General features: G+C 68.2%; 16 protein-coding genes. 6 read left to right on the top strand and 10 right to left on the bottom strand.

Annotated elements, in window-relative coordinates:
- Positions 1–212: 212 nt before the first annotated feature.
- The 6 genes from VGU03_RS07490 to VGU03_RS07515 all read right to left on the bottom strand — a co-directional run bounded on the left by VGU03_RS07490 (position 213) and on the right by VGU03_RS07515 (position 5961).
- Positions 213–395 (bottom strand): hypothetical protein, encoded by a 183-nt coding sequence (locus tag VGU03_RS07490; protein ID WP_327479768.1) that lies wholly within the window; start codon positions 393–395, stop codon positions 213–215.
- 216 nt (positions 396–611) lie between these two features.
- The gene (locus tag VGU03_RS07495; protein ID WP_327479769.1) at positions 612–815 is read right to left on the bottom strand and encodes a hypothetical protein; all 204 of its coding nucleotides are present in this window, start codon (positions 813–815) and stop codon (positions 612–614) included.
- A 48-nt stretch (positions 816–863) separates the two neighbouring features.
- On the bottom strand, positions 864–1619 hold the full coding sequence (locus VGU03_RS07500; RefSeq protein ID WP_327479770.1) for a M90 family metallopeptidase: 756 nt from the start codon (positions 1617–1619) through the stop codon (positions 864–866).
- 175 nt (positions 1620–1794) lie between these two features.
- A complete protein-coding gene (gene pyrC / locus VGU03_RS07505) occupies positions 1795–2835 on the bottom strand; it encodes a dihydroorotase (RefSeq protein ID WP_327479771.1) in 1041 nt (346 codons plus the stop codon).
- Between the two features lie 155 nt (positions 2836–2990).
- Positions 2991–4196: an HD-GYP domain-containing protein gene (locus VGU03_RS07510; protein WP_327479772.1), complete on the bottom strand. Its 1206-nt coding sequence runs from the start codon at positions 4194–4196 to the stop codon at positions 2991–2993.
- Between the two features lie 265 nt (positions 4197–4461).
- Positions 4462–5961, bottom strand: a complete 1500-nt coding sequence (locus VGU03_RS07515; protein WP_327479773.1) for a catalase — start codon at positions 5959–5961, stop codon at positions 4462–4464.
- Between the two features lie 148 nt (positions 5962–6109).
- On the opposite strand from VGU03_RS07515, the gene VGU03_RS07520 reads away from it, so the two are divergent.
- The 3 genes from VGU03_RS07520 (at position 6110) to VGU03_RS07530 (ending at position 8652) form a co-directional block, all read left to right on the top strand.
- Positions 6110–6667: a DUF3228 family protein gene (locus tag VGU03_RS07520; RefSeq protein ID WP_327479774.1), complete on the top strand. Its 558-nt coding sequence runs from the start codon at positions 6110–6112 to the stop codon at positions 6665–6667.
- Positions 6668–6775: 108 nt separating this feature from the next.
- The gene (locus tag VGU03_RS07525) at positions 6776–8080 is read left to right on the top strand and encodes a Xaa-Pro peptidase family protein (protein ID WP_327479775.1); all 1305 of its coding nucleotides are present in this window, start codon (positions 6776–6778) and stop codon (positions 8078–8080) included.
- Between the two features lie 17 nt (positions 8081–8097).
- Positions 8098–8652, top strand: coding sequence for a YdeI/OmpD-associated family protein (locus VGU03_RS07530; protein WP_327479776.1), 555 nt, complete (start codon positions 8098–8100; stop codon positions 8650–8652).
- 204 nt (positions 8653–8856) lie between these two features.
- On the opposite strand, the gene VGU03_RS07535 is transcribed toward VGU03_RS07530, so the two are convergent.
- Complete coding sequence (locus tag VGU03_RS07535; protein ID WP_327479777.1) at positions 8857–10800, bottom strand: CocE/NonD family hydrolase; 1944 nt, start codon at positions 10798–10800, stop codon at positions 8857–8859.
- A 342-nt stretch (positions 10801–11142) separates the two neighbouring features.
- Here VGU03_RS07535 and VGU03_RS07540 point away from each other — a divergent pair, with 342 nt between their 5' ends.
- Positions 11143–13008 carry a hypothetical protein gene (locus tag VGU03_RS07540; RefSeq protein WP_327479778.1) on the top strand — a complete coding sequence of 622 codons (1866 nt, stop codon included), beginning with the start codon at positions 11143–11145 and terminating at the stop codon, positions 13006–13008.
- Positions 13009–13187: 179 nt separating this feature from the next.
- On the opposite strand, the gene VGU03_RS07545 is transcribed toward VGU03_RS07540, so the two are convergent.
- From VGU03_RS07545 to VGU03_RS07555, 3 genes are all read right to left on the bottom strand, one after another.
- Positions 13188–14120: an alpha/beta hydrolase gene (locus tag VGU03_RS07545; RefSeq protein ID WP_414655952.1), complete on the bottom strand. Its 933-nt coding sequence runs from the start codon at positions 14118–14120 to the stop codon at positions 13188–13190.
- Positions 14121–14577: 457 nt separating this feature from the next.
- Positions 14578–15123 (bottom strand): peroxiredoxin, encoded by a 546-nt coding sequence (locus tag VGU03_RS07550; protein WP_327479779.1) that lies wholly within the window; start codon positions 15121–15123, stop codon positions 14578–14580.
- 157 nt (positions 15124–15280) lie between these two features.
- Positions 15281–16081, bottom strand: a complete 801-nt coding sequence (locus VGU03_RS07555) for a phosphatase PAP2 family protein (protein WP_327479780.1) — start codon at positions 16079–16081, stop codon at positions 15281–15283.
- A gap of 554 nt (positions 16082–16635) precedes the next feature.
- On the opposite strand from VGU03_RS07555, the gene VGU03_RS07560 reads away from it, so the two are divergent.
- Together VGU03_RS07560 and VGU03_RS07565 are read left to right on the top strand one after the other, a co-directional pair.
- Positions 16636–17022: a PadR family transcriptional regulator gene (locus VGU03_RS07560; protein WP_327479781.1), complete on the top strand. Its 387-nt coding sequence runs from the start codon at positions 16636–16638 to the stop codon at positions 17020–17022.
- 3 nt (positions 17023–17025) lie between these two features.
- Entirely contained in the window at positions 17026–18393 is a 1368-nt protein-coding gene (locus VGU03_RS07565; RefSeq protein ID WP_327479782.1) for a permease prefix domain 1-containing protein, read from the top strand.
- The last annotated feature ends 81 nt before the right edge of the window (positions 18394–18474 follow it).

Here is an 18474-nt window from a genome sequence, read left to right on the forward strand (position 1 = left end):
GAAGTCGAACACGTCCCTGTTCTCGCGGATGCGCCCGGGGGAGCGCGAGCGCGGGATCACCACGTAGCGGCACTGGAATGGACTTGTTCTTTGCCCTTTCGCGCAGCCGAACGCCCGCCCATTCCGGAGGCGGCTGCTATGCAGGCGACTTGGTCGAGGTGCTGCGGCCGCAGCGGCACGGAAGTGCGCCGATGGCCCGCCCCACCTTGCGGCTAGCGGCGCACCTTGCTCTTGATCGGTGGGCGCTCCGGCGTGCGGCCCGGATGCCCTTCGTCGCGCGGCGAAAAGGGAACCCGCTTATAGGCGAGGGCCTGATCTGCGGAGCGGGCGGGGCGTGCGCCCTGGTAGATGTCGTGGATGTCGGACAGGGATGTGGCAGGTTGCTTATGCGACACGGTACGGCTCCTGGGCCGCACTCGGGCGGCGATGGCGCTAGGGCATCGCGCTCGGAAAAAAAGCCTCCTGTCTGCGCGAAGGGCTGACAGCCTCGACACCATGCGCTTGCAGTCGTTAGCTGAGGGTTATCCGCGTCTGGCCGGCGGGGCCTGGCATGGACGAGCACCAAGCTTGCTAGGGCAAGGGTTCCGCGGATCGCTAGAGCCATCGGTACGTCAAGCCACCTGGTCGGGCCCGCATAAGAGGGATCCAGGCGGCGCGCGGTCTTCCACGATCGTTGCGGCCATACCGCGGTAGCGGCACGGCGCGAACGTAACCAGGTGACTCAAGCCCTCATCCAGACGGGACCGGTTTCCTCCGTCGCGTTTTTTCTCGCCGCCGCTCCAGAGCTTCCCCACGACTTTCAGGGCCAGTTCCATGGCCTCCTTCTTCGCGACCGGAAGCGTCGACGTATCTATCGAGCATCCTCAATAGGGGTGTTGCCGATAGAACAGCTCGAGCTGCCGATACACCTGCGGCAGATGCTCGCGCAGGCTGGCCGGCGCCTCGAAAAACTGCTCGCTGACCACCGCGAAGAACTCCGCCTCGCTTTCCAGGCCGTACGGGTCGATCGGCAGGGGCAGCCCGTCACGGTGATCGTCGCGCAGGCGGTTCCACGCCTCGGAGAAAATCTGCGTCCACGCGCGGCGATCCATGCGGCGGTGCAAGGGCGGAAAGCCGTTGGCCTCGCCGTTGAGCATGTCGAGCTTGTGGGCCATCTCGTGGATGACCACGTTGCGGCCGGGCTTCCTTCCCGCATCGAGCACGTCGGCCCACGACAGGATCACCGGCCCGCGCCCCCAGGCCTCGCCGGCCATCACGCTGCGGGTCTGGTGCACCACGCCCGCCGCGTCGGTGCGCGTGCGGCGGGGAATGAAGGCGTCCGGATACACGATGACGCTGCGCCAGCCGTCGTACCAATCCAGTCCCAGGTTCAAAATGGGTATGCAGGCGTGGGCCGCGAGCAGGACGCGGTCGGCATCGTCCAGTTCAAGCCCTTGCACCGGTTCCAGCGACTTTTCCTCGAGAAACAGCGTAACCAGTACGCGCAGCGCCGCCTGGTCGGATGCGCCCAGCCGGCGCGCCGGCGCACATCGGCGCAGCGCGTCCTGCCATAGCGGTTCAGCGATGGGGCGGCGGTCGACGATGCGCCGCACGCGCCAGTTTCTGAGGGTGTCGAGCATGGCCCCTGCGGGAGGAAGTCTTGGCACTCCCAGCATCTGGGCGATATGCGCTTTCTCAAGAAGCGTTAACGGGGCGCCGCGCAAGTTCTCGACGATGTGCCCCGGATGCTCGGGGAGAGAGCGCTATGAACGGCTTCAGTGGCCCGGCGGATATTGCACTCCGCAGCGAGTCGGTTCAGGCCTCCAACTGCCAGCCGACGGTTTCGCCCGCGCGCATCGGCACCCCGGGCACGCCGCCGAAATCGAGTTCCTCGGGCACGGTCCATGGACGCTTGCGCAGGGTGATGGTGCCGGTGTTGCGCGGCAGGCCGTAGAAATCCGCGCCGTGGAAGCTGGCGAAGGCCTCCAGCTTGTCCAATGCACCGGCGGCCTCGAAGGCTTCAGCGTAGAGCTCGATGGCGGCATGCGCGGAATAGATGCCGGCGCAGCCGCAGCTGCTTTCCTTCGCGTGGCGCGGATGCGGCGCACTGTCGGTGCCCAGGAAGAAGCTCGGATCGCCGCTGGTGGCCACCTCGACGAGCGCCTGGCGATGGGTTTCGCGCTTGAGCACCGGCAGGCAGTAGCTGTGCGGCCGCAGGCCGCCGGCGAAAATGGCGTTGCGGTTCATCAGCAGGTGTTGCGGGGTGACGGTGGCGCCGACGTGCGCCGGCGCGTCGCGCACGAACTGCGCCGCCTCGCGCGTGGTGATGTGCTCGAGCACCATGCGCAGCGCCGGGAAATCGCGCAGCAGCGTGGTCAGGTGGCGCTCCACGAACACCGGCTCGCGGTCGAACACGTCGACTTCCGGATCGGTGACCTCGCCGTGCATCAGCAAGGGCAGCTTGTGCTTCTGCATCGCCTCGAACACCGCATAACAGCGGCGCAGGTCGTTGACGCCGCTGGCCGCGTTGGTGGTGGCTCCGGCCGGGTAGTACTTGACCGCGTGCACGAAGCCGCTGGCGCTGGCCTCGGCGATGTCGTGCGGCGTCGTGGCTTCGGTGAGGTACAGCGTCATCAATGGCTCGAACGCCATGCCCGCGGGCAACGCGGCCAGGATGCGCTCGCGGTAGGCGCGGGCCAGCGCCACCGTGGCCACCGGGGGCTTCAGGTTGGGCATCACGATGGCGCGCGCGAAGCGGCGGGCGGTATGCGGCAGCACGGCGGCCAGCAGGGCGCCATCGCGCAGGTGCAGATGCCAGTCGTCGGGACGGGTCAGGGTGAGGTGGTCGGCGGTCATGCGCGCAGTCTAGCGTGGCGAGGCACAGCTCGACGACGGTGTCCGGGGCGGCGGGCACTGCATCGGGCCTGCAGCCGAGCGCGTGCATCTGCCGCGGGCGCCTGGTGCGCCATGTCCCGCCGAGCCATCGCTGCCGGTCGGCTGCCGGGGGGCGATCACGCCCGCAGCAGCTGCGGCACCTGGAAGTTCCATTGGGCCGGGTCTTCGATCCCGACGATCCGGTCGTCGCCGTCTTCCAGTTCCATCTCCATGGAGTCCAGCGGCTCGCCGTCGGGCAGGGTGCAAAGCAATCGCACGGTCGGCGTGAGCGAGCTGCCGCCACTCTGGCTGAGCACCATGGCGAGGCGGTCGGAGGCCAGCCGCACCAGCGTGCCGGTGGGGTAGATGCCGATCAGCTTGACGAAGGCGTGGAAGATGGCCCGGTCGAAGTGGCCTTCCTGCCATTCGGCCATCCGGCGGATGGCCTCGGCCGGCTCCCAGCCGCGCTTGTAAGGGCGGTCGGAGGTGATCGCGTCATACACATCGCAGATCGCGCCCATGCGCGCGACGCGGCTGATCGCCTCGCCGCCGAGCTTGTGCGGGTAACCGCTGCCGTCGGTCTTCTCGTGGTGGTGCAGGCACACGTCCAGCGCCATCGGGCCGGCCGCGGACTCGCGGCGCAGGATGTCCCAGCCGATCTGCGGATGCTGCCGGACCGAGGCCCATTCCAGCGGATCGAGCCGACCCGGCTTGTTGAGCGTCGCATCGGGGACGCCGACCTTGCCGATGTCGTGCAGCAGGCCGGCGAGGCCCAGCTCGGTCAGCTCCGCGCCTTCGAAGCCGAGCCTGCGGCCCAGCGCCATCATCAACGCGGCGACGGCGACCGAGTGCAGATAGGTGTAGTCGTCCTTGTTCTTCAGGCGGACCACGCTCAGCATGGCCGCCGGGTTGAGCGCGATCGCGTTGTCCACTTCCTCGATCACGCTGGGGAGGTTTTCCATCCGCAACGCACGGCCCATGCGGGCGTCCTCGAACAGCGCCTTGGCGGCGAGCTTGGCGCGGTCGCGAATGGCTTCGGCACGGACGATGTCGTCGCCGAAGTCGGAGCGCGCGACTTCCGGCGCGGAGGGTGCGTCGGGTGTGGCCGGGGCCAGCTCGGGGCTGGGCTGGGGCGATGCCGGCCCCTCCTCGTCCAGGCCCTTGTGCGTGTCGATCCAGATCTCCTGTCGGCCAAGCGCGCGCAGCAGCTTCAGGGCCTCGGCATCGGCCACCAGGAAGGAGCGCCGCCAGAAGGGGTGGTCCCGCCACTTGCCCTCGATCCGGCGCACGTACATGCCCAGCATGGCCCGGGAGGCAGGAATCTTCTTGAGTGGTGAGCCCATGTTTTGTCGTGTTCTCTACCGCTGGCCGGACGGGGGATACGGCACAACCCGCCGTGGTGCGCGGGATGGCAGGCGTGTATCGGCAGCGGGTAGGGAGACTTGAGCGGTTTTCGCGTCGTACGTTGCGTGCGGGCCATCCGCGCACCGGAGGGCATCCGGCGGATCGCCGCCAGGGGTGTTGGATGTCCCGGTCGCAGCGCCGATCGACTCCGGCGCGCGTCCTCCGACAGCGGATAGGCGCGGGCGGGGACCCGCGCCCTCCTCTTCAGCCCTCGCCCATGCCCTCGGCCGGCTCAGTCGCGCGCCCTGCGCGCACCTTGTCCTCGATCCGCCGGCCGATGTCCGCATCGACGCTCTTCCAGTAGGCGAAGGCGCGTTCCAGTACCGGGCTGCGCACGCCGCCGAGCAGGCTGCCCGCGACCTGGTCCACGAACTGTGCGCGCTGGGCGTCGTTCCACACCTTGCGCACCAGCGTACCGGCCTGGCCGAAGTCGTCGTCCTCGGCATGCAGGGTGTAGGCGCTGCGCACCATCGCGCCGTCGGCCTCCCAACCGTCGGCCACCGGTCCGGTCTGGTCTGACCAGCTGCGCCCGCCGCTGTTGGGCGCGTACACCGGCGCGTCGCCGCTGTGGTGATAGGCCATCTGGCCATCGAACAGGTAGGTGTTGAGCGGCACTTTCGGCTGGTTCACCGGCAACTGGTGGAAGTTCGTGCCGATGCGGTTGCGCTGCGCATCGGCGTAGGCGAACGCGCGGCCGAGCAGCATCCTGTCCGGTGACAGGCCGATGCCCGGCACGGTGTTGCCTGGCGAGAACGCAGCCTGCTCGATCTGGGCGAAGAAGTTCTCCGGGTTGCGGTCGAGCGTCAGCGTGCCGACCTTGATCAGCGGGTAGTCGCCGTGCGGCCAGACCTTGGTCAGGTCGAACGGGTTGAAGCGGTAGTCCCGCGCCTCGGCGTAGGGCATGACCTGCACCGACAGATCCCAGGCGGGAAAGTCGCCGCGCCCGATCGCGTCGAACAGGTCGCGCCGATGGTAGTCGGCGTCATGCCCGGCCATGGCGGCGGCCTGAGCGTTGTCAAAGAAGGCCATGCCCTGGCGGGTGTGGAAGTGGTACTTGACCCAGAACTTCTCGCCCGCGGCGTTGATCCACAGGTAAGTGTGCGAGCCGTAGCCGTTCATGTGGCGCCAGGTTCGCGGCAGGCCGCGCTCGCCCATCACGTAGGTGACCTGGTGCGCCGTTTCCGGGTTGGACGTCCAGAAATCCCATTGCATGTGGTTGTCGCGCAGGCCGGAGTCGGGCAGCCGCTTCTGGCTGCGGATGAAGTGCGGAAACTTCATCGGGTCGCGCAGGAAGAAGATCGGCGTGTTGTTGCCAACCAGGTCGTAGTTGCCCTCGTCGGTGTAGAACTTGAGCGCGAAGCCGCGCACGTCGCGCCAGGTGTCGGGACTACCCATCTCGCCGGCCACGGTGGAGAAGCGTGCCAGCACGTCGGTCCGGGCAGCCTTCTGGAACAGCGCCGCCCGGGTGTACTTGGACACGTCTTCGGTGGTCTCGAACACGCCGAACGCGCCGGCGCCCTTGGCGTGCGGCTGGCGTTCGGGAACCTTCTCGCGGTTGAAGTGCGCCATCTGTTCCAGGAAATGCACGTCATGCAGGACGATCGGGCCATCGGCGCCGATGGTCAGTGCGTTGCGGTCGCTCACGGCCGGCGCGCCGGCGCCCGTGGTCGAATCGGCTTGGGGTTTCTTTCCGGATGCGGACATGGTCGTTTCCTCCAGTGGCAAAGCATCGTGCGGATTTGTAGCCAGTCTGACGGGGCGGCTGCGTGTAGGCCATTTGCTTTTTCCGATCGCGGCGATAGGCACCGTCTTGCGCGGATAATGCGGGGGGTCCGTCCATGCCATCACGCCCATGACCATCGTCCTCAGCGACTTCGCCCTGCCACGACTGTTCCCGCGCGAACCTCGCCGCAACACCATCCAGGACTGCACGCCCGAGGCGTTCGAGCGCCGGCTCAACCAGGAGCCGCCATTGAAGGTGATCGACGGCTACGCGCCGTTCTGCAAGCTGCATGTGCATCGCAACTGGACCTCGACCCGATGCCTGGCCGTGCCCATCACCGACGACAACCGCCACCTGCTGCGCTCGGACTACGAAGCGCGCACGCGGGAGGAGCTGCCGGTGCTGGTGCGCTGGTTCGAAGGGCTGGAGCCGCCGGTGGCCGGCTACCTGATCCCGATCCTCTACAGCCGCGAACAACTGGCGAAGGAAGGCTCGCCGATCAAGGGCGATTGGGGCGTGGTCGGCTGCATGTATACCGCCGAGCCCGAGGAGACGCCGATGGCGCCCATCACGATGATGCGCAACGCGCTTGGCGTGGAGGAGGGCGGCTCGGGCGTGCCGCTGGATCGGGAGGCCTATCGGCGCAGCGTGGAGTTCTGGCGCGCGCATGCCAACTGGCGCGGGTGAGAACGGAGTCGGCTGGGCCGGACGCAGCGGTCAAGGTAGATTCCCCGGGGCGAAACAATGGCTGGATGCTCCTGATCCGCCGTCATCCCCCTCCACTGCGAGAGAACCATGGACAACTGCCCTGACACCGCGAGCCCCGGCCGCCGCCGTTTCCTGCAATCCACGGCCCTGGGCGTTGCCGCACTGCCGGCGGCGATGCTCGGCGCTACCGCCAGTGCGAAGGACGCTGCGGCGGACGCCATCAAGCTGCCGCCTTCGATCCTCGCGCTGCAGCCGGTCGCCTCGCAGGTGGTGCCGATCACGGACGCCGAGCGCCGCGCCCGACTGGCCAGGGCGCAGGAGCTGATGGGCCGGTTCCGGATGGATGCGATTTACCTCGACGGCGGCACCACGCTGGACTACTACACCGGCATGCGCTGGTGGACCAGCGAACGGCTGATGGGCATGGTGCTGCCGCGCTCGGGCGATCCGGTGTACGTCACGCCTGCATTCGAACGCAGCCGCGCGCTGGAACAGATCCGCTTCGGCCACGACGTGCGCACCTGGCAGGAGAACGAAAGCCCCTACGCGCTGGTCGCCCAGGTGATGCGCGAGAGGCATGCCGGCACCGGCGTGCTGGGCATCGAGGAAAAGGTGCCGTTCTTCCGCGCCACCGGCCTGGCCGAGGCCATGCCGCAGGTGAAGCTGGTGCCGGCCACACCGGTCACCGCCGGCTGCCGTGCGATCAAGAGCCCCGCCGAGCTCGCCCTGATGCAGGTGGCGTGCAACGCCACGCTGGCTTTGTACAAGGCGATCTGGCAGGGGCTGGAGCCGGGCATGACCCAGCAGTACATCGCGGCGTGGGTGGAGGCCGGCTACGCGCGCATGGGCCTGCGCGGCGATGCCAGCATCAACGTGGGCGAGTTCACCGCGCAGCCGCACGGCTCGCGCGAACCGCAGGTGATCCGCGAAGGCACGCCGGTGATGCTGGACGATGGCTGCTACGTGGAAGGCTACATGAGCGATCTCACCCGCACCTTCACCCTGGGCAAGGCCAGCGACAAGATGAAGCGGGTGTTCGACATCGTGCGCAAGGCGCAGCGGGCCGCGCTGACCGCGGCGCATCCGGGCGCCACGATGGAATCGGTGGACGCCGCCGCGCGCAAGGTGATCACCGACGCCGGCTACGGCCCTGGCTACACCTATTTCTCGCACCGCCTCGGCCATGGCATCGGCATGGACATGCACGAGTGGTACTACCTCGTGCAGGGCAACACGCGCCGGATCGAACCGGGCATGACCTTCAGCGACGAGCCCGGCATCTACATCCCCGGCGAGTTCGGCGTGCGGCTGGAGGACGATATGCACGTCGGCGCCGATGGCGCGCGCTGGTTCACGCCGCAAAGCCCGTCCATCGAGCAGCCGTTCGGCTGAGCTGCGGGGAGCCCGATATGGCCAAGAAAGCCGACGCTTTCCGATTCGCTGCCAAGCTGCTGCGCCCGGCCGAACCCCGGAACGCGTCGTGGGCGTTCGTCGTGCTGCCCGCGGAAGCCAGCGCCGCGCTGCCGCGGCGGGGAAGGACGAGCGTGCAGGGCACCCTCAACGGCCACGCCTTCACCGCCACGCTCGAGCCGGATGGCCGATTGAGCCACTGGCTCAAGGTGGACAAGGCGCTTCGCGAAGCCGCTGGGGTCGCCATCGGCGACACGGTCGCGCTCGAGATCGCGCCTGTGGCCAGGGAACCGGAGCCGGAGCTGCCGCCGGACCTGCGCCGGGCGCTGGACGACACCCCCGGGGCGTGGACCACCTGGGAAAGCACGACCACCCTGGCGCGCGTGGACTGGATCCACTGGATGACCTCCGCCAGGCAGCAGGCGACCCGCGCGAAACGGGTCGCCGATGCCTGCGACATGCTCGCCTCGGGCAAGCGGCGGGTCTGCTGCTTCGATCCTTCCGGCTATTACAGCAAGGCGTTCAAGGCGCCGGAGGCGGCGGACGAGGCGTAGTCACGCCCGCCCTTATTCGGGCCATCCATGGCGCCTCGTCCGCGACCCGGCTTTCGCAGCGTGTCGCCGCTCTGCGTAGGCAGGTCGCACCTTGCCCTACGGATTGGGGAAGGACCGGCGAGCCCGTGCGGGCTCGCTGGGTCCGCGTTGCGCGGGCGCTGTCACCGTTGACGACGCGGGACGCCGTCGCGGATCGGCCCCACTTCAGCCGCCGTGCGTCGCCCCCGACACCACCGGCAACAGCACCGCGCTGCGCCCATCCGCCCCATGCTCGATCGTCACCGTCGCCTTGCGGTAGTCCGACGGCTTGGCGAACAGGATGTTGGGCACATAGGTCTGCGGGTTGCGGTCGTAGAGCGGGAACAGGCTGGACTGGATCTGCACCATGATCCGGTGGCCCGGCAGGAAGGCGTAGTTCACGGTCGGCAGGCGGAACCGGTATTCCTGCACCTGGTTGGCCGGGATCGGCGAGGGCTCCGCGAAGCTCTTGCGATAGCGGCCGCGGAAGATGTCCAGCGAGACCGGCAGCTCGTAGCCGCCCATCGCCGGATCGGCCGGATACGTGCCCGGATAGACGTCGATCAGCTTGACCACGAAATCGCCATCGGTGCCGGTGGTGCGGGCGAACAGGTCGGCGATCGGCGCGCCCTGGACGGTCACGGACGTCGTCAGCACGGGCGTGACGTAGGAGAGCACGTCGGGCCGGTCCACCACGAAGCGCTGGTCCTGCACCAGCCAGGTGCGCCAGCGGTCGTTCTTCTGCGGGATCGGGCGCGGCAGGTAGGGCACCGGCTTGGCCGGGTCGGAGACGTAGCTGTCGCTGCCGCCGGCGGGCGCCTGGAAGCCCAGACCCAGGTCCGACTGCAGGTAGAGCGGGGTGAGCCGCTGTTCGCTGGCCGGCTTCCAGTCGGAGAAGCTGTCCCAGCGCTGCGCGACCGGGTTGTAGATCATCGCCTCGGGCAGCGGCTTGGGCAGCGGCGTGCCGCGCAAGTAATGCTGGAACCAGGGAATCAGCACCTGCCGGCGAAACTGCGCCGTGGTGTCGCCCGGCCACTTGAGCGGCCCGATGGCCCAGCCGTCGCGATTGATCTGGCTGTGCCACCACGGGCCCATCACCAGATGATTGTTGGGGCCGTGCCCGGCCTTCTGCAGCGCCTCCCAGGCATGCACGGCGCCGTAGATGTCCTCCTGGTCCCACAGGCCCTGCAGCCACATGGTCGGCACGCTGGAGGGATGGGCGACGAGCAGCTTGTCGAGCGCCTGCAGTTGCCAGAACGCGTCGTAGGCCGGGTGCGCCGCGAAGCGGTTCCACCAGGGCAGTTGCCTGAAGCCGTGGGCCTCGGCGTAGGCGCCGGCCGAGCCGGCCTCCAGGAAGTTGGTGTAGTCGTCGTAGTTCTCGCGCGGGACGCTTTCACCTTCGCCCTTCACCGTCGTCTGGCCGGTGAAATAGTCCAGGTTGACCTGGCGCAGGGCGCCGTAGTGGTACCAGTCGTCGCCCATCCAGCCGTCTATCATCGGGCTCTCCGGCGCCGCGACCTTCAGCGCCGGATGCGGATGGAGCAGGGCCATGGCCACGGTCCAGCCGTCGTAGGAGGAGCCGATCATGCCGACGTTGCCGTTGGACTCCTTGACGTTCTTCACCAGCCAGTCGATGGTGTCCCAGGCGTCGGTGGTGTCGTCGGTCTTGCTCGGGTTGAGCGGCCCCATCGGTGGGCGCGTCATGACGTAGTCGCCTTCGGAGCCGTATTTGCCGCGCACGTCCTGCCAGACCAGGATGGTGCTGCCGTCGGCCCAGTCCTTGTTGCCCGACCACACGGCATCGGCCAGGTGCGGGCTGTTCTCGGGCATGAAACCGCTGGCCTTGTAGGGCGTGCGCTCGAGCAGCATCGGCAGGCCGCGTGCGCCCTTGGGGATCGCGATCACGGTGTGCAGCTTCACGCCGTCGCGCATCGGAATCATGACCTCGCGCTTGACGTAGTCGAAATCGCCCTGTGGCGCCTTCCATGCGGCCGGGATGTCCGACCCGGTCTGGACCATGTCGGGCGTGACCTTGGCGGCATCCTGGCCCATCGGCGGGCGGGCGAATGCGGCGGCGGACAGCAGGCAGGCGAGCGAGACGAGCGCTGGAGCCAGGGCGGCTTTCTTCATGGACGGAAAATCCTCTTGGTGATCGCACCTGTCGTGGTGCATTGCCGACTATGGGAATGCCCGCCGGGAATTTGCAAGACATCGAAAGGCCTGGGCGATCCCTCGTTGGGCCGCCGGGGACGGCGCCGGCACGCCGGCCCTCCGTCGGCGAGCAGCCGCCAAAACCTTCTCGCCACCTTCACGCAATAACCGATGACAAGGATTTGCCGGCGCGAGTATCGTGGCGCGCGCGCATGGTTCCATGCGCGTACTTGCGTAGACGCTCGTCGGCCTGATCGACGGCGGCGCCTTACAGGGGGACGCGGTCACCTAACCGATTAAGGGACGACAAGGAGACCGTTTATGAAGACGCGACTGATCATCGCCCTGGCGGCGATGGCGTTTGCTACCTGCGCCCTGGGGACGACCGCTCCCACGACGTTGAAGCTGCAGAAAGGCGCCACCACGGTGCCCGTCAGCAGCACCTTGGGCGGGGCGCCCTTGACCAGCCTGGAACAGGATCCGGCGATGACGGCAGGAAATGCCGACTCGGGCGATGGCGCAGGCGACTTGGGCAAGGGCCCGGTCGTCAATCGCACCATCTCGCATGGGCCCCATGCCGGCCTGAACAGTGGTGGACAAGCCTGGCGCGCCAAGTCCAACCCGGAACTGGCGGGCGGCTTCGATGGGCTGGACTTCCACGACCAGCGTTACGCCAACAACGGCAACCAGTTTTCGGTGGAGCCGCCGGATCAGGGCCTGTGCGCCGGCAACGGCTTCGTCGTGGAGAGCGTCAATGACGTGCTGGCGATCTACGACCGTTCGGGCCACGAGCTGGTCGGCCCGGTCGACCTCAACACCTTCTATGGCTACCCGGCGGCGATCAACCGCGCCACGGGCGCCTACGGGCCGAGCATCACCGATCCTTCGTGCTACTACGACGCCGATACGCAGCGCTGGTTCCAGGTGGTGCTGACGCTCGATCGCGTGGGTACGACGTCGGCGCTGTCGGGCACCAATCACCTGGACATCGCGGTCAGCCAGACGGCCGATCCGACCGGTGCGTGGAACATCTACCAGCTGCCGGTGCAGAACAACGGCACGCAGGGCACGCCGGACCATGGCTGCAACGGCGGCTTCTGCCTGGGCGACTATCCGCACATCGGCGCGGATGCCCATGCCATCTTCCTCACCACCAACGAGTTCGCGCTCTTCGGCCCCGGCTTCTACGGCTCGCAGATCTACGCCATCTCCAAGCAGGCGCTGGTGGCGGGCGCCTCCTCGCCCAACGTGGTGCTGTTCGACGCCGGCGATCCCAGCGTGCCGGCACCGGCGTTCACGGTCTGGCCGGCGGTTTCCTCGGGCGGGCAATACGCCGGTGCGCACGGCGGGACCGAGTACCTGCTGAGCTCCGACGCGGTGTTCTACAACGATGGCATGTCCAATACGGTGTGGCTGTGGGCGGTGTCGAACACCAAGGCCATCGACAGCGCGCCGCAGGCACTGGCGCTGGACGTCTCGCCGGTGACCGTGCAGACCTACGCCGTGCCCACCAGCCTGGCCCAGCAGAAGCCGGGCAGCACGCCGCTGCGCGACTGCTTCGCCACGGCGGGCTGCGCACCGAACTTTCTCGGCTATCCGAACATCGTGTATTCGGCGCCGCGCAAGCTGGCGGTGAACGACTCGCGCATGCAGCAGGTCAGCTTCGCCAACGGCAAGCTGTGGGGCACGCTGGATACCGACGTGCTGCTGGGTGACGGCAGCCACGGTTCGGGCGTGGCCTACTTCGTTATCGATCCCAAGAACGGCGGCGTCTTCGCCAACGGTACGCTGGCCCTGCCGGACGCCAATCTGACCTACGGCAGCTCGGCCGTGACTCAGAGCGGGCGGGGCGTGATCGCCTTCACCGTCGTCGGCCCGAACGACTATCCGAGCGCGGGTTACGCCAGCCTCGACGCGAAGAAGGGCGCCGGCGACGTGCACATCGCCGCGGCCGGCGCCGGTCCGTGGGACGGCTTCACCGGCATCCCCTACCTCGGCCGCGGCCGCCCGCGCTGGGGCGACTACGGCGCCGCGGTAGCCGAAGGCAACACGATCTGGACCGCGTCGGAATACATCGCGCACTCCTGCACGCTGGCCGAGTACCTGACCTCGCCATTGTTCCAGTGCGGCGGTACGCGCGGCGCCCTCAGCAACTGGGCGACGCGCATTTCGAACTTCCAGCTCTGAAGTTCGGGTAGGCAGCGAACGGGCGCGGTGTTTCCACCGCGCCCTTCCCCTCGGGGACGGTCATTTGATGACGAGGGCGCCACCGGCTGATGGGTTTTCGGGTGCGCTGGCGTCGTGCCCAGAACCCGATCAGCGGCGGCGCACTCATGCGCGTTCGATGCTCTCGCAATGGACATGAGTTACGGCACCATGCCGATGCCATGCAGCCACGTCTTCATCAGCTCGGGCCAGGACGAGATGGGGAGTTTGGTACGGCGGAGCCCGAACGCATGGCCGCCCTGGGCGTACACGTGCAGTTCGGCGGGCACGCCGGCCTTCACCAGCGCCGTGTAATAGACCAACGCCTGGTCCACGCCATCCACGTGGTCGTCTTCGGCCTGCAGCACGAAGGTCGGCGGCGTGTCGCGGGTGACCGGCACGTTCGGGTTCAGCTTGCCGTCTTTCGCCAGATGGCCCGGATAGATCGCAGCGGCGAAATCCGGACGGATGCTTTCCTGGTCGGCCGCATCCACTGGCTTGTACAGGCGCCGCTTGTAGAGCGTGCTTGCCTCGGCCACCAGGAAGCCGCCCGCGGAGAAGCCCATGACGCCGATCCGGTGTGGGTCGATGTGCCATTCCCTGGCATGGTGGCGGACCAGGCCGATGGTCCGCTGGGTGTCTTCCAGCGCCATCGTCGGCACCATGTAGTTGTGCGGGCGGCAATCGCAATGCCAGTCGTAGGGCGGCCCCGGCACGCGGTACTTGAGGAGTACGCAGGTGATGCCGTTGGCGGTGAGCCAGTCGCAGGCCTCGGTGCCTTCGAGGTCGATGGCGAGAATCTGGAAGCCGCCGCCGGGGAGCACCACGACCGCGGCGCCGGTGTTCTTTCCCCTCGGCGGATAGACGGTCATGGTCGGTCGAGTGACGTTGGTGACCGCGGTGGCCGGCCGGCCAGCGATCAAGCCCGTGCTCACCGTCATCTTTTCCGGTCCGGGCACCGGTAGCCGGTCGGGGACCGCACCTGGCCAGATCGGAATCTGCTCGCGGCCCGGTGCGGGCTGCCAGGTTTCGCGGTTCGCCCGCGCGCTGGTGGTGGCAAGCATGGCGCACAGCACGATGAACAGCGCTTTCATCCCGGTGATTCCTTGCGTGTTGGGGAGCAAGCCACCCATCTTGGCCCGCTCCCGGGGCGAAGTGCGGGCGGTAGCGGGCGGTTTTCGCGTCGCCTGACTGATCGATTCGGTGGCGCGGACCTCTGCCACCGCTGCGCGATGGTCACGCCGGGTTACCCGGCCGAGTGGGGTCGCTGCCCGAGGTGCGGGCAGGCGCAATCGAGGATGGTGTCATCGGGAACCCGCGCCGGCTGGCATCAGCCAGACCAACCCCCGACGGGCTCGCTGGTCAGGCGTTTGGCGGGCATCGGCCTCAGGGTCGCAAAAGCGTGCGCGGCCAGGCGGCGGTTCGATCGCCGTGCCGCGCAGGCTCATGGCCGATTGCGTTGGCGACTGCTGCGAGCCGATGGGCTGGGCGGACCGGCGATAGGCCGGTCGACCCGACGCGGGTAGCGTGCGCCGTCGTGGTGGCGGGCAGCTACTTCTCCAGCGCCTTCACCGCGTCCAGCGTCTCCTGCACGTGCTTGTTGGGGCTGAGATTCGAATAGACGTGGGTGATCTTGCCCGAGGGGGCGATCACGTAGGAGGTGCGGTCCGACCAGCCCGGCCGCATCGGCAGCAGCGCGTCGTAGCGCTTGGCGATCGCCGCGCCGGGATCGGCCGCTACCGGAAACTTGCCGCTGCAGTGCTCGGTTTCCTTGGAGAACGCGGCCAGTTGGTCGGTGTTGCCGGCGGTCACGCCGATCACCGTGGCGTGCTGCGCCTTGAACTTGTCGATGGCCACCGAGAAGAGGTGGGCTTCCAGGTTGCAGCCGGAGGTGTGGGCGGCGGGGAAGAAGTACACCACGACGGGCCCCTGCTTGAGCGCGTCGGCGAGCTTGAAGGTGAAAGGCTGGCCGGCGAGGTAGGCCGAGGCGGTGAAATCGGGCGCCTGCGTGCCTTCCTTCAGGGCGGCGATCGCCGGCGAGGCGAGGGCGGCGCCGGCGAGGAGGGCGAGCGTGGCGAGCTTGGTCGAAGGCTTCATGGCATGGCTCCCTTGGTTTGCGGTAGAGGCAAAGGATGCGCCGAAAACATCCTGGCGGGTGCAGCCGCCCGATCTGACCACTCGTCCGCCTGCGCAGACATGCAGGAGGACAAGCTGCGGCGCCCCGCACGGTGCCCTCTGCGCGGGTTGCCGCGCGTCAGCCTTTCTGGAAGCCCATGTCGTGCGCGAACCCGGAGGCGATCACGCGGATGTCGATGAAAAGGTCGGCCAGGCCGAAGGTGATCACGAAAGCGCAAAGATAGAACAGGCCGGGATGGGTCGTTTCGTAGCGCAGCACCCAGCGGCCAGCGGCCAGCATCGGCGGGTTGAGCATCAGCGCCACGCCCAGCACGCCCAGCGCGGTGCCGCCGATGACGTCGGAGGTGTAGTGGTAGCCCAGATAGATGCGGGCGAAGTCGAACAGCAGTGCGGCCGCTGCCGCGATCAGGCCGGCCCTCGGGTTGCTGCGGTAGAGGATGTAGGCGAGGCCGGCAAAGACGGCGGCATGGTCGCTGGGGAACGAACTCCAGCCGCTCAGCTTGCTCGGCTCCACGCCTGCGGTCAGCTGGAACGCCAGCAACGGGTCATGCAAGGGCCGCAGGTGGGAGGGAAGCAGCAACTGGAACAGCCGGCTGGCCAGCCCGCAACCCAGCGCGGTCAAGGTGCCGACCATCAGCTGGGCGCGCTCGTGGATCGCGGGGTACTGGAACCAGCAGTACCAGACCAGCCCCACCAGGATCGAGCCGGACAGGAACGGGCCTTCGTCCAGCGCCAGGAAGAAATGGTCCAACAGGCGATGGCCGCGGGTCGCCAGGTTGATGGCGGAGGTTATGGAGCGATCGAGACCGCCGTCGGATGCGGCCGAATACGCGGTCATCGCGGCCAGTACGCCGCCGCTCGTCAGGGCCGCGGACAGGCCCCTCCCAAGGGGCAGTCGGTGCACTACTACCTGGCTCATGAGGCTCCCTCAGGCTGTGTCTGTTTCCGGCGCCAAGCCCGCGAAGGCCGGCCAGGCCCGCAGGCTGCCATCGGGAATGTGAAAACGGGCTCCACTGTGGGAGTGCCGCGCCTTCCAGGCTGCACCGCAGAATCGGCCCTGGGGCCATGTCCGCGATCATCGGCCTGCCCGTCCCGGGAGGCAATGCACGGCGCTTGAGCCCGCATCCGTGGGGTTCATCTACACGGGAAGCGGCCGGTGGATGCAAACGATCCGGTCGATGCACGCGCCTGAAGTGATGTCGGCGATCGCGGCCACGATAGGTGTGGCGGGCATTGCGCGGCCAAGAGCGGCCCCATCCTCTGTTGGTCCCCCCGCAAGCGGAGAAGGGACGTCCTGGATATAGCGATCGAATGGGGACTCACCCGGTCCTTCCCGCTGAGGAGAGACGTAAGGCGGATGGCCTTGCGGAGCGCGAGGGTCACCGTCAACGCGATCCGTTGCATGCATAGTACTTCGATGTATAGTGCCGCGAGGTAAAGCGGGTATCCCGACCCCGCTGCAGCGGACCGTCCATGGCGATCAACAAGGACCTGGTAGCCGCCTCCTCGACCCCGATCGTGCTGGCGATCCTGGCCGAGGGCGACAGCTACGGCTACGCGATCATCCAGCGCGTGCGCGAACTCTCCGGCGGCCACATGGAGTGGACCGACGGCATGCTTTATCCCGTCCTGCACAGACTGGAACGGCTCGGCCACATCCAGGCACGCTGGGAAACCGCCGAAAGCGGCCGCCGCCGCAAGTACTACCGCCTCACGCCGCCGGGCCGCGAGCAACTGGCCGAGGAGCGCCGCCAGTGGCTGGCGGTGGACGCGACGCTGCACGCCATCTGGAACGCGCTCGCCGTCGCCGACCCGGCCGGCCCTCGGGCGTTCGCCGCACCGCTGCCGCAGGGAGCCTGACCCATGCCTACATCCGCCCAGGCTTCATCGCTCGAGGCGCAGATCGAGCAATGGCGCAGCTACCTGCGCCGGCGGCAGGCGATCCACGCCGTCGACGTCGCCGAACTGGAAGACCACCTGCGCGAACAGGTGGCGGGCCTGGCCGACGCCGGACTGGCCCCGGACGAGGCCTTCCTGGTGGCGGTCAAGCGCATGGGCGACCTGGACGCCCTCTCGCGGGAATTCGCGCGCGAACATTCCGAGCGCCTGTGGAAACAGCTGGTGGTCGCCGCGCCGGACGGTGCGTCGCCCGCCCGCGTGCGCACGGATGCGCTGGCCGCCTTCGGGCTTGCGCTGGCCGCCGCGGCCGCGATCAAGCTGCCGGCGCTGTTCGGGATGCGGCTGGACCGCGACGTGGGCTTCTACGCCCGCAACCTGGGACTGTTCGTGCTGCCTTTCCTGGCCGGCTATTTCGCCTGGAAGCGCCAGCTGGGCTGGCGGATGCTCGGCGGGCTGGCGGTGGCTTTCGCCGCGGCGGCGGTGTTCGCCAACCTTTACCCCTTCAGGCTGAACGGCGCCACCGAAGCGCTGACCGTGCTGCACCTGCCGATCGCGTTGTGGTTGCCGGTCGGCATCGCCTACGCCGGCGGCCGCTGGCTCCAGGGCGGCGGGCGGATGGACTTCATTCGTTTTTCCGGCGAGCTGTTCATCTACTACGTGCTGATCGCCCTGGGCGGCGGCGTGCTCACTGCGTTCATGGCGATGATGTTCGAGGCGATCGGGCTCAAGGCCGAGCCGGTGTTCGCCACCTGGCTGCTGCCGTGCGGCGCCGCCGGTGCCGTGCTGGTCGCTTCGTGGCTGGTGGAGGCCAAGCAGAGCGTGATCGAGAACATGGCGCCGGTGCTGACGCGCCTGTTCGCGCCGATCCTCACCGCGGTGCTGCTAGTGTTTCTGGGCACGGTGCTGTGGACCGGTCGCGGCATCGAGATCGAGCGCAACGTGCTGATCGCCTTCGACCTGCTGCTCGTACTGGTGCTGGGCCTGCTGCTATATTCGCTTTCCGCGCGCGATCCGCAGGCTCCTCCCGGCGCCTTCGACGTAGTGCAGGTCGTGCTCCTGGCGAGCGCGCTGCTGGCCGACGCGCTCGCCCTGTGGGCGATCGTCGCGCGCATCGGCGAGTTCGGGTTCACCCCCAACCGCGTGGCCGCGCTGGGCGAGAACGTGATCCTGCTGGCCAACCTGGCCTGGTCGGCCGTGCTCTACCTGCGCTTCCTGCGCAGGCGCGCGGCATTCGCCAGCCTCGAGCGCTGGCAGACCCACTACCTGTACGTGTATGCCGGTTGGGCGGCGGTGGTCGTGGTGCTTTTCCCGCCGCTGTTCGGATACGTGTGAGAGGCCCGGCCAGCGGCTTCGTGCAAGGCATCCGCTGCTTGGGGCGTGGCGGCTTTACGGCGCCGCCCCGGGGCAGGAAAG

The sequence above is a fragment of the Frateuria sp. genome, from assembly GCF_035944355.1.
In the GTDB taxonomy this organism is placed as follows: Bacteria; Pseudomonadota; Gammaproteobacteria; order Xanthomonadales; family Rhodanobacteraceae; genus Frateuria_A.